The organism is Massilia sp. KIM (genome assembly GCF_002007115.1).
Classification (GTDB): Bacteria; Pseudomonadota; Gammaproteobacteria; order Burkholderiales; family Burkholderiaceae_D; genus Telluria.
In genome coordinates this window covers 902423-927396 of record NZ_MVAD01000002.1, presented here as the reverse complement: position 1 = coordinate 927396, position 24974 = coordinate 902423, and the positions used below count along the sequence as shown (strand labels likewise).

The following is a 24974-nucleotide window of genomic DNA, read 5'->3' as shown; positions in this document are numbered from 1 at the left end:
GGAGGCACCATGCGACTCTTGCCATCTTCCCTCGTCCTCGTCACCCTGTGCGCCTGCGCCGCCGTCCAGCAGACCCAGGCCAGCATCGCCGTCAAGCTCGAGCCGGTCCGCCCTTCGGTCGGGCGCGGCGACGACGTGCTGGTGCGCGTCACCCTGACCAATACCGCCGCCGTGGCCCAGCAGGTGCTGCGCTGGCGCACGCCCTTCCCCAGCGTGGACTCGGCGCTGTTCGAGGTGCGCCGCGATGGCCAGCCGGTGCGCTACCTGGGCCGCCACGTCAAGCGCGCCGCGCCCGGTCCCGAGGATTACCTGCGCATCGAGCCGGGCGCCTCGCTCACCCGCACGGTCGAGCTGTCGAGCCTGTACGAGATGCACGTCACCGGCACCTACACGGTACGCTACCTGAGCCCGGCCTCGCCCGTGCCGGCCGGCGCCGCCGCCAGCGCGGCGGCGATGGCCGGCGAGCTGGCCTCGGCACCGGTCAGCATCTGGGTCGAGGGACGGCTGCCGCGCGGCGCCAGGCCAAGCGCGCCGGCGCCGGCCGCCGTCGAGCCGGGCCAGCCCTCGCTGGCGTTCAGCAAATGCTCGAACTCCCAGCAGGAGCAGCTGGTGACGGCGGTCGAGGCCGGCCGCGCGATGGCCGCCGACGCCCACGCCTATCTCGCCGCCGGCCAGGTGCAAGGCCAGGGCCAGGGCGAAGGCCAAGCTCAGCCAGCCCCGGCCGAGCCGTCCTACGGGCCGCGCTACACCACCTGGTTCGGCGCCTTCGAAGCCCAGCGCGCGGCGCGCGTGCGCGCCAACTTCACGGCCATCAAGGACGCCTTCGAGACCAAGCCGCTGCAGATCGACTGCGGCTGCGACGAGCCCTATTTCGCCTACGTCTACCCGGCCCGGCCTTATACGATCTACGTCTGCAAGGCCTTCTGGGCGGCGGCGCCGACCGGGACCGATTCGCGCGGCGGCACCCTGGTCCACGAGCTCAGCCACTTCGACGTGGTGGCCGGCACCGACGACCACGTCTACGGCCAGGCAGGGGCGGCGGAACTGGCGCGCAGCGCGCCCGAGCGCGCCGTCAACAACGCCGATTCGCACGAATACTTCGGGGAGAACACGCCGGCTCAACAAAAGCGCTAGCACAAAGCGCCGGCGCACGATTGCGGACTGTTGGATTGCGCTGACATCGCGCAAAAATTGTCACCTCTGACACAAATCAACTTTACACAGGAACTTGAATCCGTAAACATCGTCCTCGGGCCCGCCTGGCCAGACCAGCGCGGCAAGCCCGCGACAACGATGGCAGCAGCAAGCCGCATAACATTTCACACACGGAGAAACGATATGAGCTTGAACGGATTCTGGAAGTCGGCATTGGGCGCGGCGGCGCTCGCGATGGCCTGCGGCGCGCAGGCCGCGCCCAAGGGCATCGCGGTGACGGTCGAGCCCGAGAAGCATGCGCTGGGCCAGGACGAGGATGCGGTGGTGAGGGTCACCCTCACCAATACCTCGGACCAGCCGCAGTACGTGCTCAAGTGGCGCACTCCCTTCGAGGGCGTGGACGCGCCGCTGTTCGAGGTGAGCCGCGACGGCGAGCGGGTGCCCTACACCGGCCCGCTGGCCAAGCGCGGCGCGCCCAAGCAGTCCGACTACTTCCTGCTCAAGCCCGGCGCCTCGCATACCGTGAAGGTCGAGCTGTCCGCCCTGTACGACATGAGCGTGACGGGCGACTACCAGATCAGCTACAAGACCCAGTCGCCCGACCTGTTCTGGAACGCGAGCACGCCGGAGGCGCGCGAGATGCGCTCCGAGCCGGCCACCCTGTGGGTCGACGGCCGCCTGCCGCGCGGCGCCACCCCGCCCACCCTGGACCTGGAGGCGATGAAGCGCGGGACCGATCCGGCTCCTTCCGCCGGCGGCCTGTCCTTCGCCAGGTGCACCACCTCCCAGCAGAGCACCATCGTGCAAGCCATGCAGGCCGGCCTGAACATGGCCAGCGACTCCGACGCCTACATGAGCAAGCCCTCGCTCGGCGCGCGCTACACCAAGTGGTTCGGCGCCGCCGACAGCGGCCGCGCGGCCAAGGTGAAGGCCAATTTTGCGGCCATCAAGGACGCCTTCGCGAACAAGCCGGTGACGGTGGACTGCGGCTGCAAGAAGACTTATTACGCCTATGTCTACCCGACCCAGCCCTACACCATCTACGTCTGCAAGGCCTTCTGGAGCGCGCCCCTGACCGGCACCGACTCAAAGGGCGGCACCCTGCTGCACGAGATGAGCCACTTCAATGTGGTGGCCGGCACCGACGACTACGCCTACGGCCAGAGCGCGGCCGCCAACCTGGCGATCACCGATCCGGCCAAGGCGGTCGACAACGCCGACTCGCACGAGTATTTCGGGGAAAATACGCCGGCGCTGCAATGAGCGCCTGACGAAGGACGCGTGGACGGCCCGCCGTCCACGCTCGGCCTGGCGCCCTGCCTAGCGGCCGGTGAAGCGGAAGCGCACCGGCTCCGCCGGGCTGTGGCTCGTCTCGTCGAGCTTGCCGAGGTCGCGCAGGTAGGGACCGTCGTAGCGGATCTCGTAGGCGCGCGCGCCCTTGGCGAAGGCATAGGCGGGGGTGATGTCGATGGTGTTCAGGTGCATGGTGTGCGGCTTGACCTCGAGGTAGTCGGCCGCCGTGTAGGCGGCGCGCTTGACCATCGGGCCGGCGTAGGCGACTTCCTTGCCGCCCTTTGCCTCGCGCAGGTCGAAGCGTTTGCCGGTCAGCGCGTCCTCGGCCGCGACTTCGCGCGGCACCCAGATCGTGGCCTCGCCATGGTTCTCGATCATGACGCGCACCAGCACCTTGCCGCCGCCGGTCTCCACGTCCAGCCTGTGCTTCACGTTCACGTCGGCCTCCACGGCGCCGCTGGCGCCCACCAGGCCCGCCAGCGCCAGCAGCAGGACAGGCACAGTTCGTTTGATATGCATGCACAACCCTTCGGCCCCAGGCCCTGAACTCGTCTTCCCGGGACTCTAGCACGAATTCAGGGCCGGACCGGCGGCGGCATTTCGCCCCCGGTCTCGGGCAGGGCGGCCAGGATCATCACCGCCACCCGCCGGTTGCGCGCCTGCCCGGCCGCGTCCAGGTTGGGCGCGACCGGTCGGGTGGCGGCGAAGCCGAGCGCCGACAGGCGCGCCTCTCCTACCCCGCTGTCGATGAACAGGCGCACCACGCTGGCCGCGCGCGCGGCCGACAGTTCCCAGTTGGACGGATAGACCGCGCTGGCGATCGGCACGTCGTCGGTATGCCCTTCGACCTCGATGCGGTGGGTGTCGCTGCGCAGCAGGCCGCCGACCTCGCGCAGCACTTCCTGGGCGTCGCGCTGGAGCACGGCCTGGCCCTGCTCGAACAGCACGCTGGCGTTGATCTCGACGCTGACCCCGCGCGCGTTCTGGGTCACCCGCACCTGGCCCGACTTCACCAGCGGCAGCAGGGTCGCCGACAGGTCGCGCGCCAGCACCGCCATCTTCTCGCGTTCGCGGCGCGCCATCTCGTTGCGCTTGCGGTTGACGATGTGCGACAGCGGCAGCACCGGCTCGACCTGGGTGTTGGGCCGCACGGCCGCGCCGCGCCCGCCGAAGGCGTCGCCCAAGGCTTCGGACAGCACCTGGTACTTGCCCTCGTTGACGATCGAGATCGCGTACATCACCACGAAGAAGGCGAACAGCAGGGTAATGAAGTCGGCATAGGAGATCAGCCAGCGCTCGTGCTGCTGCTCCTGGGGCGTGTCGTCGTCGTAGCGTCTGCGCGACATCGCCCCGCCCTAGTGGCGCACCAGCAGGCTGGCCACGCGCTCGTCGATCACGCGCGTGTGGTCGCCGGTGGCGATGTCGTGGAAGACTTCGAGCAGGATCTCGTACTGGGACACCTTGTCGGCGACGATGGCCTTGAGCTTGTTCCCGACCGGGTAGAAGAACAGGTTGGCCAGCCCCACCCCGTAGACGGTGGAGACGAAGGCGACCGCGATGCCCGGACCCAGGCGCGCCGGGTCGTTCAGGTTTTCCATCACGTGGATCAGGCCCAGCACCGCGCCCAGGATGCCGATGGTGGGCGCGTAGCCGGCCGCCGATTCCCAGATGCGCGCCGCCTGGCGCTGGGCGAATTCGTAGCCGTTGATCTCGTGTTCGAGCAGGCTGCGCAGCTTGTCGGGCTGGATGCCGTCGACCACCAGGCGCAGGCCCTTCTGCACGTAGAGGTCGCGCGTGCCCATGTATTGTTCGAGCGAGAGCAGGCCGTCGCGCCGGGCCGTCAGGCTCCACAGCGCGATCTCGCGCGAGAGCTTTTCGCGCTCGCCGCGCGGCGGGAAGAAGACCCAGCGCAGCATGCGCAGGCCGCTGACAAAGGCCTTGCGCTCGCTCTGCAGCAGCACGGCGCCGAAGGTGCCGACCACCACGATGGCGAAGGCGGCCGGCTGGAACAGCGAGGCGAAGCGCCCGCCGTCCAGGCTGTGGCCGAGCAGGACGCCGGCCAGCGCCAGGCCCAGCCCGATTACGCTGGACCAGTCCACAATTGCTCCCGAAGGGCCGCGCGCAGGCGCGCCACGGCCTGGGTGTGCAGCTGCGACACCCGCGATTCGCTCACGCCCATGACGGCCCCGATCTCCTTCAGGTTCAGTTCCTCTTCGTAGTACAGGCCCATCAGCATCTTCTCGCGCGGCGGCAGCGCATCAATGGCGTCGATCACGGCCTGGCGGAAGTCGGTGTCGAGCAGGCTGCGCAGCGGATCCTCGTCGTCCACGGCATAGCGGTCGAGGAAGCTGCCGTCGTCGTCGTCGCCGCGGAAGTCTTCGTAATAGACCAGCTGGTGGCCGCCGCCGTCGGACAGCATTTCCTGGTAGTCGGCCAGCGACAGCTTGAGCGCCTTGGCGACCTCGGATTCCGAAGGCGGACGGCCGAGGCGCTGCTGGAGTTCGTTCATCGCGGTCTCGACCTTGCGCATGTTCTGGCGCGTGCTGCGTGGCATCCAGTCGGAGTTGCGCAGCTCGTCGAGCATGGCGCCGCGGATGCGCAGCACCGCGTAGGTCTCGAACTGCGCGCCATGGTTGTCCTCGTAGCGGTTGATGGCGTCCAGCAGGCCCATCATGCCCGCCTGTACCAGGTCATCCACTTCCACCGAAGGCGGCAGCTTGGCCTTCATGTGGTGGGCAAGACGCTTCACCAACGGCATGTGCTCCGTCAGCAAATGGTTCTTGTCCGCTTTCCCTTTGACCGTGTACATGCTCTTGCGTCGAATCTTTCTTGTTCGTTGTCGTTACCGCTTCAGTGGCCGAAATGCGCGCCGCCTCCCTGCCTGCCGAACTGCGGCGCGGCCTGCAGCGCGAACTTGCCGGCCAGGCGGCGGAAGGCGACCGAGGCCCCCGCCAGCGGGAAGGCGTCGACCACCGCCCGGCCCAGGCGCGCGGCCCGGTGCAGGTACTCGTCGGCCGGCACCGAACCCAGGTAACTGAGCTTGACTGCCAGGTAACGTGTTGCCGCTGCTGACATATTATCGTATACCACCTTGGCCTCCGCCTCCGTCGCGCCCGTCACCAGGATGCCGAAGGGGCGGCGGCCGAGCTGCTGCGACAGGCGCTTGATCAGCGCATAGGCGTTGGTGATGGAGCTGGCGCCGGTCGAGACCTGGACCACGATCTCGGCGCTGGCCATCAGCGGCACCGGGAAGGCGCCGTCCGGACCGAGTTCGCCGTCCACCATCACGATCCCGGCCTGCTTGGCCAGCACGTCGAAGGTCTTGGCCAGGCGGCGGGTGTCGTCGGCGCCGGCCGGCACGCCCATCGGCGCCACCGAGAAGCCCTGCGGGGCCGGGTGGATCACCTGGTTGAGCGCGCATTCCTGGCGCGCCACCTGCAAGAGCGACGCCTTGCGGTTCAGGCCCAGGCGGCGGGCGACGCCGTAGTCGATGTCGCAGGCGTCGACGATCAGGACCTCGTTGCCGGTCTGGGCCAGCGAGGCGCCCAGGTTGACCAGCATCGCGCCCTTGTCGTCTTCAGGGGTGGCCGAGAGGAAGGTGACGATGCGCGGGCGCGGGCCCTGCAGCATCCGGCGCAGGCCTTCGGCCTGGTCGAAATCGAAACTAGCCAAGGGACACCTCGCGCAGGCCGCGGTCGTTGTGCATGCCGCCCAGGTTGCCCATCATCAGGGGCAGGTCGGCCTCGCTGACGCCGCCTTCCTTGCGGTTGCGGAAGGCGCGGTCGACCAGCATCGCGCGGTCGGCCAGGTGCAGGTCTTCCGGCACCCGCTGGCCGTTCGAGATGTAGTGCAGGTTGAGCTTCTGGCGGATCACCACGTCCAGCACGTTGCCGATCGAGGCGGCTTCGTCCAGCTTGGTCATGATGCAGCCGGCCAGCCCGCTGCCCTGGTAGGCGCGCACCACTTCGTTCAGGGTCTCGTTGGTCGAGGTCGAGTTCAGGCACAGCAGGCGCTTCACGTCGGCGCCCGACTCGCTCAGCATGGCCACCTGCTCGGTCACCATCTGGTCGCGCTGCGACATGCCGATGGTGTCGATCAGCACGGTGTGCTTGTTCTTGAGTTCCTTCAGGGCGATGCGCAGGTCGGCTTCGTCCTTCACCGAGTGCACCATCACGCCCAGGATCTTGCCGTAGATGCGCAGCTGCTCGTGGCCGCCGATACGGTAGGCGTCGGTGGTGATCAGGGCCAGCTTGTCCGGGCCGTGGCGCATCACGCAGCGCGCGGCCAGCTTGGCGGTGGTGGTGGTCTTGCCGACGCCGGTCGGGCCGACCAGGGCGAACACGCCGCCGCGCGACAGCAGGTCGTCTTCGTTGGCGATGGTGGTCAGGTTACGGGCCAGTACGGTCTTGATCCAGCGCAGGGCTTCGCCCGCGTCCTTCACGGCCGGCATCTTGTCGACCAGGTAGCGCGCCAGGGTGACCGAGAAGCCGGCGGCCAGCATCTCGCGCAGCACGGTGGCCTTGTGCGGCTCGCGCTGGGCGGTGGCGTTCCAGGACAGCTCGGCGAGCTGGGTTTCCATCAGGCCGCGCATGGCGCGGATTTCGCTCATCATGCCGTGCATCTCGGCGGCGGCCGATTCCTTGGCCTGGGCGATGGCGGCGCTCATCATCGAGCTCATGGCGGCCATGTCGAAGGCCGGTTCCGGGGCCGGGGCGCGGCGGTTGGCGTAGGTCGGGGCCGGCTCGAACGCGGGTTCAGGCTGGGGTTCGGGCATGCGGCGGGTGCTGAAGGCCGGGGTGGCCGGCTCGGCCATGCGGCGCGGGGCGGCGAAGGCCGGGGCCAGTTCTTCGGCGTCGGCGAAGTGGTCCAGGCGCGGCTGGGGCTGGGCCATTTCCGAATCGGGGGACGGCGAGGCCAGCGAGGCGACGTCGTCGTTGTCGAGGGCGAGGATCTCGACCACGCCGTCGACCGGGCGGTTGGAGAGGATGACGGCGTCCGGGCCGAGCGCTTCGCGCACCTTGCGCAAGGCATCCCGGGAAGTCGCCGCTGTAAATTTCTTCACTTTCATCGTTTTTCTCCGCACTTCATCTTTTTGCTTGCCGAGCCGAAATGGCCCTTCCATAGCAAGCATTATTGACGATGCTTTGAGGAAACGAATGGGGGAAAAGGATGGGGAAAAGGGGTTAATTCAAGTGCTGGGGGATGGGGGGGCGGAGGTGCGCGGCGGACTTGGGCCACGCCTGCGCGGGGACGACGTGCTGAGGGAGCGGGCTAGAGAAGGTGTGTCTGGTTTACCGGAGCCGTGGTGCACGTACAACCATAGGCTAAACCAACGTCGTCCCCGCGCAGGCGGGGACCCAAGTTTGTTAAGGGACCACGCCTGACACCCTCCCCCACTTACATCTGCGCACCCACCAGGCTGGTCACACGAATCGTCTTGGATTCCGGCACCTCAGCATGCGACAGAACCTTGAGCTGGGGCACGGCGCGGCGCAGGAAGCGCGACAGCAGCACCCGCAGCGGCGCCGGCACCAGCAGCACCGGGGTCAGGCCCATCTGTTCCTGCTGCTGGGCCGCGTTGGCGGCCTGCTGGGCGATGGTGTCGGCCAGGCCCGGCTCGATGCCGGTGCCGTCGCCGCCCGCGCTCATGGCCTGCATCAGCAGGCGCTCGAGGCGGTTGTCCAGGGTCATCACCGACAGCTCGTTGGAGCCCGGGAAGAGCTGCTGCACGATGGCCCGGCCCAGGGCCACGCGCACCATCGCGGTCAGGTCGCCCGGATCCTGGGTCTGGCCCGCGTACTCCGACAGCGCCTCGATGATGGTGCGCATGTCGCGGATGTGCACGCCCTCGACCAGCAGGTTCTGCAGCACCTTCTGCAGGGTCGACAGCGACACCAGCTTCGGCACCAGCTCTTCCACCAGCTTCGGGGTTTCCTTGCCCAGGTGGTCGAGCAGCGCCTGCACTTCCATGCGGCCCAGCAGTTCCGAGGCGTGGGTGGTGATCAAATGGTTCAGGTGCGTCGCCACCACGGTGCCGGCGTCGACCACGGTGTAGCCCATGGACTGGGCCTCGTCGCGCAGGCCGGCCTCGATCCAGATCGCGGGCAGGCCGAAGGCCGGATCGGTGGTCACCAGGCCCGGCAGGGTGCCGCTCGCCATGCCAGGGTTGATCGCCAGGAACTGGCCGTTGATGGCCTCGCCCGTGCCCACTTCCACGCCCTTGAGGGTGATGCGGTAGGCCGAGGGCTTGAGCTCCAGGTTGTCGCGGATGTGCACCGGCGGCGCCAGGAAGCCGACTTCCTGGGCGAACTTCTTGCGGATGCCCTTGATGCGCTTGAGCAGCTCGCCGCCCTGGGTCTTGTCGACCAGGGGGATCAGGCGGTAGCCCACTTCCAGGCCCAGGGTGTCGACCGGCATCACGTCCTGCCAGGTCGCTTCCTCGGTCTCGGCCGGCGCCTGGGTGGCGGCGGCCGCCGCGTCCGCGGCCGCCGCGGCCGCTTCCTGGGCCGGCTTGGCCCTTCGCTTCTTGTTCAGCATCCAGGCCCCGCCCAGCAGGGCGCCGCCCAGCATCAGGAAGACCAGGGTCGGCATGCCCGGGATCAGGCCCAGGCCGAAGATGATGCCGCCGGTAATATAGAGGGCTTCCGGACGCGCCAGCAGCTGGTTGGTCAGCTGCGAGCTGATGTCCTGGTCGCTGGCCACGCGCGAGACCACCATACCGGCGGCGATCGAGATGATCAGCGAGGGCAGCTGGGCCACCAGGCCGTCACCGATGGCCAGCAGGGTGTAGACCTTGGTCGCTTCGCCGAAAGGCAGGTCGTGCTGGACCACGCCGACGATCAGGCCGCCGATCACGTTGATCAGGGTGATCAGGATGCCGGCGACGGCGTCGCCCTTGACGTATTTCGATGCACCGTCCATCGCGCCGTAGAACTCGGCCTCCTGCGAGACTTCCGAGCGACGCTTGCGCGCTTCGGCTTCGCCGATCAGGCCGGCGTTCAGGTCGGCGTCGATCGCCATCTGCTTGCCCGGCATCGCGTCCAGGGCGAAGCGCGCGCCGACTTCGGCGATACGGCCCGCGCCCTTGGTGACGACGCTGAAGTTGATGATGGTGAGAATCACGAACACCACGATACCGACGGTGTAGTTACCGCCGATCAGGAAGTGGCCGAAGGCCTCGATCACCTTGCCCGCGGCCGCGCCGCCGGTATGGCCTTCGGTCAGGACGATACGGGTCGAGGCCACGTTGAGCGCCAGGCGCAGCATCGTCGAGACCAGCAGGATGGACGGAAAGGCCATGAAGTCGAGCGGCTTGACCGTGTACAGGGCGGTCAGCAGCACGATCACCGACAACGCGATGTTGAAGGTGAAGAACACGTCGAGCAGGAAGGCCGGCAGCGGCAGGATCATCATCGCCAGCAGCAGGATGATCAGGAAAGGCGCGGCGAGCGCGCTGCCGCCGCGGCTTCCGAGGCCGCTCAACCAGGCAGGCAGTTTCAAGCTGTTCATTGCATCACTCCATTATTCGTATCCGGGCGCGCTCCCGGGCCCTTAAAGGCCGGGTTCAGCGGGTCCATGTCGGCCGGCACCGCGAGCTTGGTCGGACGGTCCGGATAGTGGCCCTCGCCTTTCTTGTAGGCGCGCAGCTGGTAGACGTAGGCCAGCACTTCGGCCACCGCCGAGTACAGCTTCTCGGGGATTTCTTCGTCGATGTCGGTGTGCTTGTAGAGCGCACGGGCCAGGGCCGGCGCTTCCAGCATCGCGACCTTGTTCTCGGTGGCCAGCTCGCGGATCTTGGCCGCGACATCGTCCACACCCTTGGCCACCACGCGCGGCGCGCCCTTCTGGCCGTCGGCGTACTTGAGCGCCACCGCGTAGTGGGTCGGGTTGGTGACCACCACGTCGGCAGTCGGGACATTCTGCATCATGCGGCCGCGCGCCATCTCGCGCTGCATCTGGCGAATCTTGCCCTTGATCTGGGGATTGCCGTCCGATTCCTTGTGCTCCTGGATCATTTCCTGGCGCGTCATCTTGAGCTTGTCGTGGTAATGCCACAACTGGTAAGGCGCGTCGATCAGGGCCACCACGCCGAGGGCGGCGACGATGAACAGGAAGGATTTGGCGATCATGGCGCCGGCGTGGGCGCTGCCGGCGTTCAGGGGCTCGACCGCCAGGCCCAGCATGGCTTCCTTCTGGCCCATGATGACCACCCAGGCCACGGCGCCGACCAGCACGGTCTTGGCGATGGCCTTCAGCAGTTCGATCAGGGCATTGGTCGAGAACATGTTGCCGATACCCTTGATCGGGTTCAGCTTCATGAAATTGGGCATGAAGGCCTTGGACGAGAACAGGAAGCCGCCGATCAGGAGCGGCGAGACCAGGGCCACCAGCATGATGGCGGCGGCGATCGGCAGGCAGGCCAGCATCACGGACAGCACGTCGTCGAAGATGCGCTCGAGCAGGACGTCGGGGTTGTAGACCTGCTCACGGTCGAGGGTGAGGCCGGACTGCAGCATGGCGCCGAGGCGGCCGACCAGGCCGCCGCCGAAGGCCCACAGCAGTGCGCCGGAGGTGATCAACACGGTAAACGTGGCGATTTCGCGCGAGCGGGGAACGTCGCCCTCTTCGCGCGCCTTTTCCAATCGCCTGGGTGACGCTGGTTCTGTCCGTTCCGCGTCGCTATCGTCCGCCATCCTGCGCTCCGCCTTTCCTGTCTCGCCGCGCCTTTACTCTGCGCGTGGCGAGATTATCGCCGGAATTGCCGTACGGCTATACCGAGAACAGGGTCGGAAACCACGTCTTATTCAGGGCCAGGCGCGATTGCCGGGTGGCCCAGGCTGTCACAGGCGGTGGCGGACGAAGGAAGTGGGCGGCGGCTCGAGCGCCATGTCGGGCAGCGGCTGGGCCTGGGACTGGGGCATGGCGGCCGGGCGCACGTGGTGATGACGGCGGGCGCGCCAGGCCGAGACCACCAGGCCGTAGACCGCCAGGTAGAGGGCGAAACTGGCCAGGGCGCCCTGCATCAGGGTCTCCGGCACGGTCGAGAAGCGCACCGCCAGCAGGGCCGGCACGATGGCGACCGACCACGAGAAGGGCGAGACGCAGGCATTGCGCAGCGGCGCCGGCAGCATGCGCAGGTAGCGCGCGGTGATGGCCGTCTTGACCAGGCTGTGCAGGTGCCAGCTGTCCGGATGGCCCGGATGGCGGCGGAACCACAGGCGGCGCACGATGGTGAACACGGTCTCGAAGATCGGGTAGCCGCAGGCCAGCAGCGGGGCCCAGGCCGAGACCGAGGGGTTGCGGTAGACCAGCATCACCGACATCCAGGCCAGCAGGAAACCGAGCAGGTAGGCCCCGCCGTCGCCCAGGAACAGCTTGCCAAACGGGAAATTAACCAGGAAGAAACCGCCGGTGACGGCGCAGATCACGAAGCAGAGCTGGGCCAGGTGGAGGTCGCCGGCGCCCAGGGCGATCATGCCGAGCGCGCCCATGCCGATCAGGACCGTGCCGCTGGCCAGGCCGTTGAAACCGTCGATGATGTTGACCGCGTTGGCCACGCCGCCCACCGCGAAGGCGGTGAAGGCGATCGAGAACGGCAGCCAGGCCAGCAGCTCGTCGAGCGGGGCAAGGCCGCTGAACTGCAGGCTGACGTCGGTCAGGAACCAGCACACCACACCGCTGGCCATGGTGGCCAGCAGGCGCGCGCGCACCGAGACGTTGCGGGTCAGGTCCTCGGCCAGGCCGAACACGAAAGCGGGCAAGGCGGCCACCAGCACCGGCAGCAGCAGCTCCTGTTGCGGCTGCGGCAAGGCGCCCAGGGCCAGCCACAGGCCGGTCATGATGGCGGCGCCGCCGATGCGCGGGGTCGGGGTGATGTGGAATTTCTGGACGCCGTGGGTGGCGTCGAGCGAATAGCGTCCATGCCAGCGCGTCGTGAAGACGAGCAGCAGCGAACAAATCAACGATGCAGCAAAGCCGATTTCAAGGCTGGATAATGGCAGGGAAATAATACTCATAGAACCACTTTGTTAACTCGTCAATTCTATCGCATTTCTAATTCGCCAACGAGCAATCGTGCGCCGCACAAGAATCTGATGCCGATATCACAAGCCCTCGCAAGCCCTTGATTGTTTGGGAACAATCGGGCGATTCTAGGTAGATTGCGGTGTTTCAATCAACGAGCCTGAAACTTCTCCTAATATTTCTCGACAATTTGTTACAACTTTCTTTCATCCAAATTTTTGAAAGAAAGCCGTTTCGTGACTATTGGAGAGAAACAAAATGGCGAAAACTTGTCGGGCTTATCAGCTTCGTTTTCTTTTTGCCATCCTGGTGTCCGCGATCGCTGCGCATGCGGCGGCGCAACAGGCCGATACGCGGGAAGCGCGGACCCGCCTGCTGGAGGCGGAGACCCGCCAGGCGATCGCCGAAGCCGAGCGCGCCGAGCTGCTGGCCCGCCTGCCTCCTGGCCAGGCCAAGCCGCTGGCCGGGGCGATCGACACCCGCCAGTTCGGCGCGGCCGGCCTGGTTCGCGCCTTCGACCTGGCGCTCGAGCTGGCCCAGCAGGTATGCGCGGTGCTGCCGCCGGATCGCCCCACCCTGCTCTACGACCCGGCCGTGGCCCAGGGCATCGTCGCCGCGCGCCATGTGGACGGCGCCCTGGCCCGCCTGGCGGACGAGCTGGCGGCCCGCAACCGCGAGCTGGCGCGCTACATCGAGACCCACACCCCGGCCGGCAGCCGGCGCGCCGCCCTGCCCCTGCTATGGCTGGCGGCGCCGCCGGCGGTGCTGCGCGCCGGGGCCGACCTGGCCGCGCTGTTTCGCAGCGACACCACCCTGGCCGGGATCGCCTATGGCGAGGGAGCGCGCGCCCTGTTCGCCAGCGCCATGGCGCGCAGCTGCCCGGCGCGCCTGGCCGGCCTGGGCGGCGGCTATCTGGGCGAACTGGACGGTGCGCGCCACGAACGCCTGCTGGGCCGGGTGCGCGCGCTCTCGGTCCATCGCGCCACCCTGGCCGGGCACGTAGCGGCACTCGAACGGCTGGCGGACGCGGCCAAGGGCGAGCTGAAGAAGGAACTGGCCGCCGTGGCGCGCGCGGCCGAGGGGCAGCTGGAGGGGGTGGACGCCTTCATCGAGGCGCTCAAGGCGGGCGAGGCGAGCGACAGGAGCCCCCTGTTCGTGACCGCGCGCTACCTGGGGCTGGCCGAGCGCAGCGCCGGGGCGCTGGTGCTGGATGTCGACCTGCGCCTGGAGGGAATGAGCCTGGTGAAGGACAACCTGTTCACCGGACCGCGGCTGTCGCTGTCCGGCGTGGCCTTGCTGTGGTACCGCCTGCACGAGCCGGACGGGCGGCTACTGAAGGCCGACGCCCTGCGCCGGGTGACGCGTCCGGTGCGGGTGGAGCTCGATGGGGAGGTGATGCGGGGAGAGTTCTGGCGCTAAAGGTGTCCCGGCAAACCCGGATCCCGCCGAGGCTGCCGAGGCTGCCGAGGCCTCATTTCGCGACTTCTAGCAACGTCGTTCCCGCGCAGGCGGGAACCCAAGTTCCCCAAACAACCACGAACACAATCGCCGCAACGCGGCGCCACGAACACAAGCTCAGCGCTCCAACCGCTTCACCACCTGCTCAATCGCCCCAAAGATCGATTTCCCCTTCCCATCCAGCATCTCGATCCTGATCGTGTCGCCGAAGCGCATATAGGGCGTGACCGCCTCCCCGCCATCGATCATCTCCAGGCAGCGCTGCTCGGCGATGCACGAATAGCCGCGCGAGCGGTCCTTGTTGGACACCGTCCCCGAGCCGACGATGCTGCCGGCCCGCACATTGCGGGTCTTGGCCAGGTGCGCCACCAGTTGCGCGAAGTTGAACACCATGTCCGTCCCCGCATCCGGCTGCCCCACCAGGTGCCCGTTCCAGCTCGAACGCAGGGGCAGGTGGACCTTGGCGTCGCGCCAGGCCTCGCCCAGCTCGTCGGGCGTGACCGCCAGCGGCGCGAAGGCGGTGGCCGGCTTGGATTGCAGGAAGCCGAAGCCCTTGGCCAGTTCCTCGGGAATCAGGTTGCGCAGCGAGACGTCGTTGGCCAGCATCAGGAGCCGGATCTGCCCGTGGGCCTGGTCCGGCGTCGCCCCCATCGCCACGTCGCCGGTCACCACCGCCACCTCGGCCTCGAAGTCGATCCCCCATTCCTCGTGCGCCAGCACGATGTCTTCGTGGGGGCCGAGGAAGTCGTCGCTGCCGCCCTGGTACATCAGGGGGTCTTCCCAGAACGAGGCCGGCATCTCGGCGCCGCGCGCGCGGCGCACCAGCTCCACGTGGTTGACGTAGGCCGAGCCGTCGGCCCACTGGTAGGCGCGCGGAAGCGGCGCCATGCAGTTGCGCGGGTCGAAGTCGAAGGGACGGCGCGCCCGGCCTTCGTTCAGCAGCCGGTAGAGCTCGTCGAGCTGGGGCGCGATGAAGGCCCAGTCGTCGAGCGCGGCCTGCAGGGTCGGCGCGATGCCGTCGGCGATATGGGCGGTCTTGAGGTCGCGCGACACCACGGCCAGCTGGCCGTCGCGGGCGCCGTCCCTGAGGGTGGCGAGTTTCATGGCGGGTTCCTGGTGAATTCAGCCCGCCATTCTACGATCCTCTTCAATACCTGACCACCACGCCCGCGCCCAGCACGCGCTGGAAGTAGTTGTAGTCGATCATGCTCTGGCCGTAGCCCGAGAACCAGTGGACATAGCCCTTGAGCGGACCGGCCAGCGGGAAGGCCCAGCCGAGCTGGGTCGCGCCCTTGTTGGTGTGGAAGTTGTGGCGCAGCAGGGCCGAGACTTCGTGACCGCCTTCCAGGCGCCAGGTGCCGGCCAGTTCGGCGCGGCCCATGTAGTCGATGATGTCCGGGTTGTTGTCGTCTTCCAGCGATTCGTTGACCCGCTTCCAGACCTTGGCGGTCACCGACAGCGGGCCGCGTTCCAGGCCGAGCTGGGCGTAGAAGCGGTTCCAGCTGCGCGACAGGGTCGAGGACTGGCCGTTCGACTGGTGCACGAAGCCCAGGTTCAGGAAGCGGACATTGGTGCCCAGCACCGAGAACTTGAGCGGCATCACCGCCATCACCTCGGGCTGGTAATTGGTCTCGCGGAAGGGGCTCGAGGCTTCGTCGTTGCCGGCCTGCCAGAAGCTGTTCTGGGTGTAGCCGAACCAGAGGTCGAGCGGCAGCTCGAACGCGGTCTCGACCATCTTCATCTTGAAGCCCAGCTGGAATTCCAGCTCGCCCTTGGACAAGCCCTTCTCGATACCGGCGGCCTCGCGGAAAGGGATGTAGGGCGCGTCGTTGGGCCGGTAGCTGCGGGTGGCGATCAGGTAGTTCGGGTTATGCGGGCGGAACTTGAAGGTGCCGCGCTTGTCGCGCGCGTCCAGCTCCCAGTGGCTGCTCATGGTGTACTCGTTGGCCGCTTCCACCGTGGGGTCGACCGAGGCGGCGGCGTCGACTTCGGCATTGCGCGGCGCCGGGAAGGCGGAATTGGCCGCCACCGGGGTGGCCGGCGCGACCGTGGCCGGGCTGGCGGCCGCCGCCACCGGGGCGGCGCCCGGCAGCGCCGCCGGCGCCGTGCTGGCCGCGGCGCGCGCCTCGGCCTGGGCCAGGCGGTCGAAGCAGGCCAGGCGCTCGGCCTTGTCGAGGATGGGGCTGCAATCGGCCAGCGCGCGCGGGACGGCGGCGCCAGGCTGGGACTGGGCCAGGGCGGCGCTCGCGAACAGGAAGGGAATCAGGGAAAGGGTGGATCGGCAGACGTGCATTGGCTGTTCTTTTTCGATAGGCAATAAAGCAGCGGCCCTATGCCGGGCCGCCGGTAACGCGAGTGTCGCGGAAATTGCTTATCAGTGTCGCACGTGTTGCATCTGCGCATGCTCAGTCCGGCTGGCGCCGGAGCGTGCCAGCTCAGGCCGGCGCCAGCAGGGCCAGGTGCTCCGGCTCCAGGAAGCACCATCCGCCTTCCTTGATGCCGAGGGCGTCCAGGGTCAGGCCGCCGATCTGCGAGCGGTGCAGCGCGCTGCAATGGTTGCCGGCCGCGGCCAGCATGCGTTTGACCTGGTGGTACTTGCCCTGCTCCAGCACGATCTCGAGCTGGTGCTCGCCGCGCCGGATGCAGGAAACGGCGCGCAGCGGCGCCGGTTCGTCGTGCAGTTGCACGCCTTCCAGCAGCTGGGCCACCAGGGCCTCGGTGACCGGCTCGGCGGTGGTGGCCTGGTAGACCTTGGGCACGTGGCGCTTGGGCGAGGACTGGGCGTGGATGAAGGGACCGTCGTCCGACATCAGGAGCAGGCCGGTGGTGTCGTGGTCGAGGCGGCCGACCGGCTGCACTTCGCGCCAGGTGAACTGCTCGGGCAGCAGGGTCAGCACACCGGGGTGGTGGCTGGGTTTGCGCGAGCATTCGAAATTGGCCGGCTTGTGCAGGGCGATGTAGACCTGCGGACGGTAGCGCCATTCCTCGTCGAACACGGTCAGCACCAGGTCCTCGGTCTCGATGCTGGCCTTGTAGTTGTCGACGATCTCGCCATTGACGGCGACGTCACCGTCCTCGATCAGGGCGCGGCAGTATTTGCGGGTGCCGAAGCCCTGCGATTGCAGGATGCGGTCCAGGGATAATTTACTCATGGGGCGCAACTTTAACAGAAGCGCGCTGGCGGCACTACGTCCGGCCCGCTTTCCCGCCGCCCGGGAGGGTCGCGGCCGCAGCGCCATTTCACCGCATCGGATCCCCTTCGGCTCCCCCATCTGGGGGTCGATCAGGAGTGTGCGTGAGCTCGTTTGACGAGCGTCAAGTCTCAGAGTTTTCCTATTGATAGACTTCAATGCGTTAGGAATCCGCCTAATCGCCCTACGAAATATTTACCAGGCATACCGGCGCCTGGTAGCACAGCCACAAAGGACAGCGAACGTGAACGATGATCTCGACACTGACTATGGAAAGCTTTCCGATGCCGAGGCCCACCAGGCGCGGCTGCGTCAGGCGACCAGGCAAGCCGCCCTGTTTCCAACCCGCCAGGCCCTGGCGCGCTGGCGTGGTGGTGGGGAACTCCCGCACCTGCACGAGGGCGCCCCGTCGTTGCGCGCGGCCTGGTACGCCCGCATCGCGCGCGACTACCAGTCCTGGCTCGACCGTGGCGGCTTCGCCCAGCACGAGGACGGCCTGCCGCTATCGCCCATGCTCGCCCTGCCCGCGCCTGAACCCGCCGGCGCACCGGCGCCGCAACCCGCGCGGGACTGCTGCACTTCGGACTGCACAAATGGAAACGACGGCCTAAGCCGTCGCTCCACTCCCGAAGGAGAATCACAACTGTGAGGAATTGAATTCTCTCGAAACTGCACGGCAGGTGCAGCGGGCAGTCGCTCTTGCGTGTCGGTCGATGACGAATCTGCGAACAGGCTGGAGTGTCATTTTCCGTCGCGGCAGCAACTACACCCTCACTATAGTCCGTCTGCCGCGGGATGCAAGGACAAATTCGGCGCGCCCTAGCGCAGTTGCGGCAGGGCGCCGCGGGTCGCGGCCTTCACCGCGTTTTCGCCGACCGCCGCGCCGAACTTCTTGAGCACCCGCTCCGGCAAGCCTTCGTGGGCGGTGTAGTCGACGATGTCCTCGGCCTTGACGATGTCGCGCGCCACCGTGTCCACGGTGCCGAAACCGTCCGCCAGGCCCATCTCGACGGCGCGCGCGCCGGTCCAGTACAGGCCGGAGAAGGTCTCCGGCGTTTCCTTCAGGCGCTTGCCGCGTCCCGCACGCACCACCGAGATGAATTGCTGGTGGATCTCGTTGAGCATTTCCTGGGCATGGGCCTTGTGCTTTTCGGACTGCGGGCTGAAGGGATCGAGGAAACCCTTGTTCGCGCCGGCCGTCAGCAGGCGGCGCTCGACCCCCAGCTTGTCCATGGTGCCGGTGAAACCGAAGCTGTCCATCAGCACCCCGACCGAACCGACGATCGAGGCCTTGTTCACGTAGATGCGGTCGGCCGCCGAGGCGATGTAGTAGCCGCCCGAGGCGCAGATCTCGTCCACCACCACGTACAGGGGCTTGTCCGGATAGCCGCGCTTGAGGCGCTGGATCTCGTCCACGATGATGCCGGCCTGGACCGGGCTGCCGCCGGGGCTGTCGATGCGCATCACCACCGCCGCCGAACCCGGGTCGGAGAAGGCCTTGTTCAGCGAAGGAATGACGGTATCGGCCGCCCCGCTGCCTTCCGCTTCGATCTCGCCGTTGATTTCGATCAGCGCGGTATGGCGGCCCAGGTTCTCGTCGGTGGTCCCGAAGTTGAAGTCGTAATAGGCCCACAGCGCCAGCAGGGCCACGATGAGGAAGCTGAGCTTGAAGAAAATGCCCCAGCGCCGCGCCGCGCGCCGCTCCTGCACGGTGGCGAACACGAGTTTCTCGAGTGTCTCGCGTTCCCAGTTGCCGACCGTCGGATTGGCGGCGAACCGGCTCTCGCCCGGGAGGTCTTTGCTGGTCTGATCGGTCATAAAGTCTGTCGTTGTCTGAAATTGCAGCGTTTTATTCTACGCCGGCGCCTGGATGTGCTGATCCGGCTGCCAGAATATCTTACCTTCCCGCTCGACAATAGTGATAGGAAGCAAACGCCCACCACGGCAAGGGCCGCCGGCGCAACTGCCGCTCTCGGGTTCGTACAAGGCGCCATGCGTGGAACACATCAGATACAGGCCGCTCGACTCGAAGAACGCCCCCTCTCTCCAGTCGAGTTCGATCGGCACGTGGGCGCAGCGGTTCAGGTAGCCATAGGCCTTGCCGCCGAAGCGCACCACGAAGCCGGTGGCGGGCTGGCCATAGGCCAGCACGGGGAAGCGCATGCCCATGCCGCCGTCGAGCAAATCGCCGGCTTCGCCCACGAACACGACGTCTTCCGCGTCCATCGTCACGCGTTCTCGAGCAGCCAGGCGTGCAGTTCGGGCACCGAACGGGCCGAGAACAGGGGCTTGCAGGCTTGCAGCTGGGTCACGGGATGGGCGCCGAATTCGACCGCGACGCCGGCCGCGCCGGCGTTGTTGGCCATCATCAGGTCGTGGGTGGTGTCGCCGATCATCACGGTGCGCTTCAGGTCCTGGCCCAGCTCGCGGGTGAGTTCCTGCAGCATGGCCGGATGGGGCTTGGAGAATGTCTCATCCGCGCAACGGGTAGCGTCGAAGGTCGACAGCAGGCCGGCCGCGTTCAGGGCGCGGTTCAGGCCCACCCGGCTTTTCCCGGTCGCCACGGCCAGGAAATAGCCCTCGTTGGCAAGATCGCTCAACATCTCGCGTACGCCCTTGAACAGCACCAGTTCGTGGTCCTTGGTCAAGAAATGGTAGCGGTAGCGCTCGACCATCCGCGGATACAGGGCCGGCTCGATGTCGGGCATGACGGCCTGCATCGCCTCGGACAAGCCGAGGCCGATGACATGGGCGGCCGAGGCATCGCTGGGCACCGGCAGGCCGAGGTCGCGCGCGGCCGACTGGATGCACTTGACGATGGTCGCGGTGCTGTCCATCAGCGTGCCGTCCCAGTCGAACACGATCAGATCAAATTGTTTTCTTGGCATGTTGTTTGGCGGCGGCGGCCGCCTGTCCCCTAAGGTAATTGTATGAATGACGGGTCGGCCGTGCTAGGCGACGGGTTGCCCCAAGCTTAGCAAGAATCGGTCGCACTCCGCCGGGAGCGGCGCCTTCAGGGTCATCTGCTTGCCGCTGTCCGGGTGGGTGAAGGTGATCTGCCAGGCGTGCAGGAACATGCGGCGCAGGGGGCCGCGGTCTTCGCCGCCCTTCTGCAGACGCTTGTTGAGGGCGAAGTCGCCGTATTTCTCGTCGCCCAGGATGGGGAAGCCCGAGGAGGCCAGGTGCACGCGGATCTGGTGCGTGCGTCCGGTCTTGAGCTCGGCTTCAAGCAGGGCCACGTCCTGCCATTTGCGCAGCAGGTTGAACACCGTGTGGGCTTCCTGGCCGCCCGCCTGCACCACCACGCGGCGTTCGCCATCGGGCGTGGTGAACTTGTGCAGCGGCAGCTTGACGTGCTGGCGCTTGTTGGTCCAGTCGCCATGGACCGCGGTGAGATAGCGCTTGTCGGTATGGCCGTCGCGCATCTGCGCGTGCAGATTGGTCAGCGCCGTGCGCTTCTTGGCGATCAGCAACAAGCCCGAGGTCTCGCGGTCGAGGCGGTGCACCAGTTCCAGGAACTTGGCCTGGGGCCGCGCCGCGCGCAACTGCTCGATCACGCCATAGGACACGCCCGAGCCGCCATGCACGGCGACGCCGGCCGGCTTGTCGATCACGAGCAGGTGCGTGTCTTCGAACACCACGGCGAACTCGGCGCCGGGTGCGGTCTGGCTGCTGGCCTTCTCGGCCAGGCGGATCGGGGGAATGCGCACGATATCGCCTTCGGCCAGGCGGTAGACCTGGTCGATGCGGCCCTTGTTCACCCTCACCTCGCCCGAGCGCAGGATGCGGTAAATATGGCTCTTGGGTACGCCTTTGCAGACACGCAACAGGTAATTATCGATACGCTGACCGGCTTCTTCTTCGGTGATCGTGACGAACTGCGCTCCGAGTGCGGCCTGTGATGAAGGGGGAACAACATCGTTTTGCACTGCCATTCTCTCTGTCTTCCCAGAAATTCTCTCTAAGTCCTTCATTTTGAATATATAATCGACAGGCGGCGGTCAAACCTCTGCTGGTGTAAGAATTAAAACGATATTTTACACAGGGGCGCGCTCCATCGGCCCCGCCAATGTGCAAATTCGATGGAAAAAGGAATCGCGGACGAGCGTCGCGAGCGGCGGCAAGGCTGGCCGGCAAGCCCGGGCGTACTTCGGTACGGCGGGCAACGCAAGCCGGCAGTGCGGCGCGCAGCAGGCTTGGCGTGATTCCGATACGTGTACGCACACTCAGCGGCGGACCAGGGTTGCACCTGCAGTTGTAATCGGGTCGCGCGACTGAGTGCAGGATTGGATTGTTTGGATCGTTAAGGATAAATACCGGCAAGCCGCCCGATTGGCGGCTCGTCGGATGATGGCGCCGATAACGCTTGTCGTTTTCGCCCGACCCGATGTAAGCCTCATCCGAAGGCTTGAGAGTAAAGGCTGAGTTTGATCGCCTACGTATCGAAGTCTTGGTTTGTTCGCTGGCTACGGTTTGGCTGGTTGTTGCGCACCGCCCCTCCCGCCGTCGTGCCTGTTCCGAAGGAAAGGCAGACGGCCAGGTCGAGGTTGCGGCGTGCGAAGGCAATCACGTTCGGCTCCACCGCGCCCCGTTGCGCGCAGCAATGCCTGGCATTGCCGCCCGCACGCCCCGGGCATTCCCTCCAACGCTCCCTTCCCCGCGTATTCCCTGTACTTCGCCGTCCGCAAGGACGGCAATGACACGGCCTACGGGTCGCGGAGTTTATAAAAATGAAACGTATGTTGTTCAACGCTACGCAGCAAGAGGAGTTGCGCGTAGCGATCGTCGATGGCCAAAAACTGATTGACATCGACATCGAAACAGCCGGACGCGAACAGCGCAAGTCCAATATCTACAAGGGTGTCATCACCCGCATCGAACCCTCCCTCGAAGCTTGCTTCGTCAGCTACGGCGAAGACCGCCACGGTTTCCTCCCCTTCAAAGAAGTTGCCCGCTCTTATTTCCGCGATGGCGTCGACGTGCGTAACTGCACCATCAAGGAAGCGCTGCGCGAAGGCCAGGAAATCATGGTCCAGGTCGAGAAGGAAGAGCGCGGCAACAAGGGCGCCGCGCTGACCTCCTTCATCTCGCTGGCCGGCCGCTACCTGGTCCTGATGCCGAACAACCCGCGCGGCGGCGGCGTTTCGCGCCGCGTCGAGGGCGAGGAGCGCCAGGAACTGCGCGAAACCATGGACAAGCTCGACCTGCCGCAAGGCATGTCGGTCATCGCCCGGACCGCCGGCATCGGCCGCACCGTCGAAGAACTCCAGTGGGACCTGAACTACCTGATGCAGTTGTGGCGCGCGATCGAAGGCGCCGGCAAATCGGCGCCCGGCCCCTTCCTGATCTACCAGGAATCCTCGCTCGTCATCCGCGCCATCCGCGACTACTTCCAGCCCGACATCGGCGAAGTCCTGATCGACACCGACGAGATCTACGAACAGGCCCAGCAGTTCATGAGCCACGTGATGCCCGACATGGCGCACCGCGTGAAGCGCTACAGCGACGACGTGCCGCTGTTCTCGCGTTTCCAGATCGAACACCAGATCGAGACCGCCTACGCACGCACCGTGCCCCTGCCCTCGGGCGGCGCGATCGTGATCGACCACACCGAAGCCCTGGTCTCCATCGACGTCAACTCGGCCCGCGCCACCCGCGGCTCGGACATCGAGACCACCGCCTTCAACACCAACTGCGAAGCGGCCGACGAAGTGGCCCGCCAGCTGCGCCTGCGCGACCTGGGCGGCCTGATCGTGATCGACTTCATCGACATGGAAGTGGCCAAGAACCAGCGCGAAGTCGAGCAGCGCCTCAAGGACGCCCTGCACCATGACCGCGCCCGCGTGCAGATGGGCAAGATCTCGCGCTTCGGCCTGATGGAACTGTCGCGCCAGCGCCTGCGTCCTTCGCTGTCGGAAGGCTCGCACGTGACCTGCCCGCGCTGCTCGGGCACCGGCCACATCCGCGACACCGAATCATCGGCCCTGCAAGTCCTGCGCATCATCCAGGAAGAGGCGATGAAGGAAAACTCGGCCGCGATCCACGTGCAGGTGCCGGTCGACGTCGCCGCCTTCCTGCTGAACGAAAAGCGTGGCGAAGTGCTCAAGATCGAGAACCGCCACCGCATCACCGTGATCCTGATCCCGAACAAGCATCTGGACACCCCGCACTACAAGCTCGAGCGCATCAAGCACGACGATCCGCGTCTGGAAGACAGCGCCGCCAGCTACACCATGGCGGAGTCGGCCGACACCGACATGGCCTACGCCAAGCGCCAGAAGGAAGAGCAGAAGCCGCGCCAGGAAGCCGTGGTCAAGACCATCACCCCGGCCCAGCCGGCCCCGATGGTGGACCGCAGCGAAGCCGCCAAGCCGGCCAAGCCGGTCGAGGCCGCTGCCGCCCCGGCGCCGGCCCCGGCCGCCGCCGCACCGGCCGAGCAAGGCTTCTTCGCCCGCCTGCGCAACTTCTTCCTCGGCGCGCCCGCCGCGCCGACCCCGGCCCCGTCGCCGGTGGTGGCCGAGAAGCCGGCCGCACCCGCTGCGGGCGAGCGCAACGGCGAACGCAATGGCCGTGGCCAGCGTGCGCGCAACGGCGGCCGCAATGGCGGCAAGGGTGGCCGTGAGCGCGAGGAGCGCGAGACCGTCGCCAAGGGTGCCGTGAGCGAAGAGAACAAGGCGCCGGAGGCCGAAGGCCGTCCGCCACGCCAGCCGCGTCCGCCGCGCCAGCCGCGTGAAGCGCGCGAGCAGGTCGAGACCGCTGCTGCAGCGCCGCGCGCCGAAGGCGCGGAGCGCCCGGAACGCGCCGAACGCCCGGAACGCGGGGAGCGCAAGCCGCGCCAGCCGCGTGAGCGTGGCGAGCGCGCCCAGCAGCCGGTGGAAGCCAAGGCCGAGGAACTGAAGCAGGTCGCCGCCGTGGCGGCGCCGGCCCAGGAAGCCGAGCTGGCTACCACCACCCCGCATGGCGACGTGCTGGAACACGCCGTGAAGGTCGCCGCCAGCGGCCCGGCCGGCGAGGAACTCGATGGCGAAGGCGGCGACGAGCCGCGCCGCCGCCGCCGTCGTGGTGGCCGCAACCGTAACCGCCGCGACCGCGACCAGGTCGAGGGCGTCGAGGGCGCGGAAGGCGCCGAGGAAGCGCCGGCCTTCGCGCCGGTCGCGGACGAAGCCGCCGCCAAGTTCAAGGCGCAGGCCAGGTCCACCAAGGCCGAGCTCGGTCCGTGGCCCTTCCCGACCGCCGCCTCGGTAGCCGCCGCCCAGGCGAAGGCCGAGGCTGCCGCCAAGCCGGCTCCGGCTCCAATCGCGGCTCCGGCTGCGGTGCAGGCTGAGGCTCAGGCGCCGCAGCACATGTTCCCGACCTCGGCGTCGATCGCCGCGGCGCGCGCCGCTGCTGCCGCTGCCGAGCAGGCGGCCGCTGCGCCGGTGCAAGCCCTTGCGCCGGTCGAAGCTACCCTGGCCCTGGCCCCCGCTCCGGCTCCGGCCCCCGCGCCGGCCCCGGTGGCCGTGGAAAGCGCTCCGGTCGTCGCGCCGGTGGCTGAACCGGTCGCCGCGGTCGCCGTGGAACCGGCTCCGGCCGCCGCCCCGGCCGTCAGCACCGCGCCGGCCCCGGCTGCTCCTGAAGCACCGATGGACCTGAACGCGCTGCTGGAACGTGCCGGCCTGCAACTGGCCGCGACCGATCCGGAAAAGGTGCGCGCCGCGCAGGAAGCGGCCGCCCAGGCTGCGCCCGCGCCGCGTCCGCGCCGCACCCGCAAGCCGGCCCCGCCGCCGGTGGACGAGCCCCTGATCCAGGTGGACACCCGCCGTTGATGTGAAGGCGTGACAAGGAAAGGGAGCTTCGGCTCCCTTTTCTTTTGCG

At 67.3% G+C, this 24974-nt stretch carries 21 protein-coding genes; 5 read left to right on the top strand and 16 right to left on the bottom strand.

Annotation, left to right across the window (positions count from 1 at the left end; all coding sequences use genetic code 11):
- Nucleotides 1-9: 9 nt before the first annotated feature.
- Both B0920_RS18805 and B0920_RS18800 read left to right on the top strand, forming a co-directional pair.
- The gene (locus tag B0920_RS18805; protein ID WP_078034171.1) at nt 10-1134 is read left to right on the top strand and encodes a M35 family metallo-endopeptidase; all 1125 of its coding nucleotides are present in this window, start codon (nt 10-12) and stop codon (nt 1132-1134) included.
- A gap of 204 nt (nt 1135-1338) precedes the next feature.
- Nucleotides 1339-2418, top strand: a complete 1080-nt coding sequence (locus B0920_RS18800; protein ID WP_179119224.1) for a M35 family metallo-endopeptidase — start codon at nt 1339-1341, stop codon at nt 2416-2418.
- A 57-nt stretch (nt 2419-2475) separates the two neighbouring features.
- Here B0920_RS18800 and B0920_RS18795 read toward each other — a convergent pair whose 3' ends face one another.
- The 9 genes from B0920_RS18795 to B0920_RS18755 form a co-directional block, all read right to left on the bottom strand.
- Nucleotides 2476-2967, bottom strand: a complete 492-nt coding sequence (locus B0920_RS18795; RefSeq protein ID WP_229455761.1) for a hypothetical protein — start codon at nt 2965-2967, stop codon at nt 2476-2478.
- Between the two features lie 56 nt (nt 2968-3023).
- Nucleotides 3024-3794: a flagellar motor protein MotD gene (motD, locus tag B0920_RS18790; RefSeq protein WP_078034169.1), complete on the bottom strand. Its 771-nt coding sequence runs from the start codon at nt 3792-3794 to the stop codon at nt 3024-3026.
- Between the two features lie 9 nt (nt 3795-3803).
- Nucleotides 3804-4547, bottom strand: a complete 744-nt coding sequence (locus B0920_RS18785) for a flagellar motor protein (RefSeq protein ID WP_078034168.1) — start codon at nt 4545-4547, stop codon at nt 3804-3806.
- Complete coding sequence (locus B0920_RS18780; RefSeq protein ID WP_078034167.1) at nt 4529-5257, bottom strand: RNA polymerase sigma factor FliA; 729 nt, start codon at nt 5255-5257, stop codon at nt 4529-4531. Before B0920_RS18780 ends, B0920_RS18785 begins: the two co-directional genes overlap by 19 nt.
- Before the next feature lie 41 nt (nt 5258-5298).
- Nucleotides 5299-6120, bottom strand: coding sequence for an antiactivator of flagellar biosynthesis FleN protein (locus B0920_RS18775; RefSeq protein WP_078034166.1), 822 nt, complete (start codon nt 6118-6120; stop codon nt 5299-5301).
- Complete coding sequence (gene flhF, locus B0920_RS18770) at nt 6113-7516, bottom strand: flagellar biosynthesis protein FlhF (RefSeq protein WP_078034165.1); 1404 nt, start codon at nt 7514-7516, stop codon at nt 6113-6115. Before flhF ends, B0920_RS18775 begins: the two co-directional genes overlap by 8 nt.
- A 329-nt stretch (nt 7517-7845) precedes the next feature.
- Nucleotides 7846-9957 (bottom strand): flagellar biosynthesis protein FlhA, encoded by a 2112-nt coding sequence (gene flhA, locus B0920_RS18765; RefSeq protein ID WP_078034164.1) that lies wholly within the window; start codon nt 9955-9957, stop codon nt 7846-7848.
- Nucleotides 9954-11141 carry a flagellar biosynthesis protein FlhB gene (gene flhB, locus B0920_RS18760; protein WP_078034163.1) on the bottom strand — a complete coding sequence of 396 codons (1188 nt, stop codon included), beginning with the start codon at nt 11139-11141 and terminating at the stop codon, nt 9954-9956. Before flhB ends, flhA begins: the two co-directional genes overlap by 4 nt.
- A gap of 147 nt (nt 11142-11288) precedes the next feature.
- Nucleotides 11289-12410 (bottom strand): glycosyltransferase, encoded by a 1122-nt coding sequence (locus B0920_RS18755; RefSeq protein ID WP_229455760.1) that lies wholly within the window; start codon nt 12408-12410, stop codon nt 11289-11291.
- A gap of 370 nt (nt 12411-12780) precedes the next feature.
- On the opposite strand from B0920_RS18755, the gene B0920_RS18750 reads away from it, so the two are divergent.
- Nucleotides 12781-13890: a hypothetical protein gene (locus B0920_RS18750; RefSeq protein WP_229455758.1), complete on the top strand. Its 1110-nt coding sequence runs from the start codon at nt 12781-12783 to the stop codon at nt 13888-13890.
- Between the two features lie 156 nt (nt 13891-14046).
- Here B0920_RS18750 and B0920_RS18745 read toward each other — a convergent pair whose 3' ends face one another.
- The 3 genes from B0920_RS18745 to B0920_RS18735 all read right to left on the bottom strand — a co-directional run bounded on the left by B0920_RS18745 (nt 14047) and on the right by B0920_RS18735 (nt 17081).
- Entirely contained in the window at nt 14047-15033 is a 987-nt protein-coding gene (locus B0920_RS18745; protein ID WP_078034161.1) for a fumarylacetoacetate hydrolase family protein, read from the bottom strand.
- Between the two features lie 43 nt (nt 15034-15076).
- Complete coding sequence (locus tag B0920_RS18740; protein WP_078034160.1) at nt 15077-16222, bottom strand: phospholipase A; 1146 nt, start codon at nt 16220-16222, stop codon at nt 15077-15079.
- A 142-nt stretch (nt 16223-16364) separates the two neighbouring features.
- Nucleotides 16365-17081 carry a pseudouridine synthase gene (locus B0920_RS18735; protein WP_078034159.1) on the bottom strand — a complete coding sequence of 239 codons (717 nt, stop codon included), beginning with the start codon at nt 17079-17081 and terminating at the stop codon, nt 16365-16367.
- A gap of 283 nt (nt 17082-17364) precedes the next feature.
- Between B0920_RS18735 and B0920_RS18730 the strand changes: the two genes are divergently transcribed.
- Nucleotides 17365-17769: a hypothetical protein gene (locus tag B0920_RS18730; RefSeq protein ID WP_078034158.1), complete on the top strand. Its 405-nt coding sequence runs from the start codon at nt 17365-17367 to the stop codon at nt 17767-17769.
- Between the two features lie 170 nt (nt 17770-17939).
- On the opposite strand, the gene B0920_RS18725 is transcribed toward B0920_RS18730, so the two are convergent.
- From B0920_RS18725 to B0920_RS18710, 4 genes are all read right to left on the bottom strand, one after another.
- The gene (locus B0920_RS18725) at nt 17940-18938 is read right to left on the bottom strand and encodes a S49 family peptidase (RefSeq protein WP_078034157.1); all 999 of its coding nucleotides are present in this window, start codon (nt 18936-18938) and stop codon (nt 17940-17942) included.
- Between the two features lie 36 nt (nt 18939-18974).
- Entirely contained in the window at nt 18975-19346 is a 372-nt protein-coding gene (locus tag B0920_RS18720) for a Rieske 2Fe-2S domain-containing protein (RefSeq protein ID WP_078034156.1), read from the bottom strand.
- A 2-nt stretch (nt 19347-19348) separates the two neighbouring features.
- Entirely contained in the window at nt 19349-20008 is a 660-nt protein-coding gene (locus B0920_RS18715) for an HAD-IIIA family hydrolase (RefSeq protein ID WP_078034155.1), read from the bottom strand.
- Nucleotides 20009-20071: 63 nt separating this feature from the next.
- Nucleotides 20072-21055 (bottom strand): RluA family pseudouridine synthase, encoded by a 984-nt coding sequence (locus tag B0920_RS18710; protein ID WP_143745833.1) that lies wholly within the window; start codon nt 21053-21055, stop codon nt 20072-20074.
- Nucleotides 21056-21850: 795 nt separating this feature from the next.
- Here B0920_RS18710 and B0920_RS18705 point away from each other — a divergent pair.
- A complete protein-coding gene (locus B0920_RS18705) occupies nt 21851-24925 on the top strand; it encodes an Rne/Rng family ribonuclease (RefSeq protein WP_078034153.1) in 3075 nt (1024 codons plus the stop codon).
- Nucleotides 24926-24974: the final 49 nt, after the last annotated feature.

Coding starts and splice junctions, on each gene's coding strand:
- B0920_RS18725 (WP_078034157.1), bottom strand. CDS start 18,938: ATGACCGATCAGACCAGCAAAGACCTCCCGGGCGAGAGCCGGTTCGCC.
- flhF (WP_078034165.1), bottom strand. CDS start 7,516: ATGAAAGTGAAGAAATTTACAGCGGCGACTTCCCGGGATGCCTTGCGC.
- motD (WP_078034169.1), bottom strand. CDS start 3,794: ATGTCGCGCAGACGCTACGACGACGACACGCCCCAGGAGCAGCAGCAC.
- B0920_RS18745 (WP_078034161.1), bottom strand. CDS start 15,033: ATGAAACTCGCCACCCTCAGGGACGGCGCCCGCGACGGCCAGCTGGCC.
- B0920_RS18735 (WP_078034159.1), bottom strand. CDS start 17,081: ATGAGTAAATTATCCCTGGACCGCATCCTGCAATCGCAGGGCTTCGGC.
- B0920_RS18795 (WP_229455761.1), bottom strand. CDS start 2,967: ATGCATATCAAACGAACTGTGCCTGTCCTGCTGCTGGCGCTGGCGGGC.
- B0920_RS18720 (WP_078034156.1), bottom strand. CDS start 19,346: ATGGACGCGGAAGACGTCGTGTTCGTGGGCGAAGCCGGCGATTTGCTC.
- flhB (WP_078034163.1), bottom strand. CDS start 11,141: ATGGCGGACGATAGCGACGCGGAACGGACAGAACCAGCGTCACCCAGG.
- B0920_RS18740 (WP_078034160.1), bottom strand. CDS start 16,222: ATGCACGTCTGCCGATCCACCCTTTCCCTGATTCCCTTCCTGTTCGCG.
- B0920_RS18710 (WP_143745833.1), bottom strand. CDS start 21,055: ATGGCAGTGCAAAACGATGTTGTTCCCCCTTCATCACAGGCCGCACTC.
- flhA (WP_078034164.1), bottom strand. CDS start 9,957: ATGAACAGCTTGAAACTGCCTGCCTGGTTGAGCGGCCTCGGAAGCCGC.
- B0920_RS18780 (WP_078034167.1), bottom strand. CDS start 5,257: ATGTACACGGTCAAAGGGAAAGCGGACAAGAACCATTTGCTGACGGAG.
- B0920_RS18800 (WP_179119224.1), top strand. CDS start 1,339: ATGAGCTTGAACGGATTCTGGAAGTCGGCATTGGGCGCGGCGGCGCTC.
- B0920_RS18805 (WP_078034171.1), top strand. CDS start 10: ATGCGACTCTTGCCATCTTCCCTCGTCCTCGTCACCCTGTGCGCCTGC.
- B0920_RS18715 (WP_078034155.1), bottom strand. CDS start 20,008: ATGCCAAGAAAACAATTTGATCTGATCGTGTTCGACTGGGACGGCACG.
- B0920_RS18705 (WP_078034153.1), top strand. CDS start 21,851: ATGAAACGTATGTTGTTCAACGCTACGCAGCAAGAGGAGTTGCGCGTA.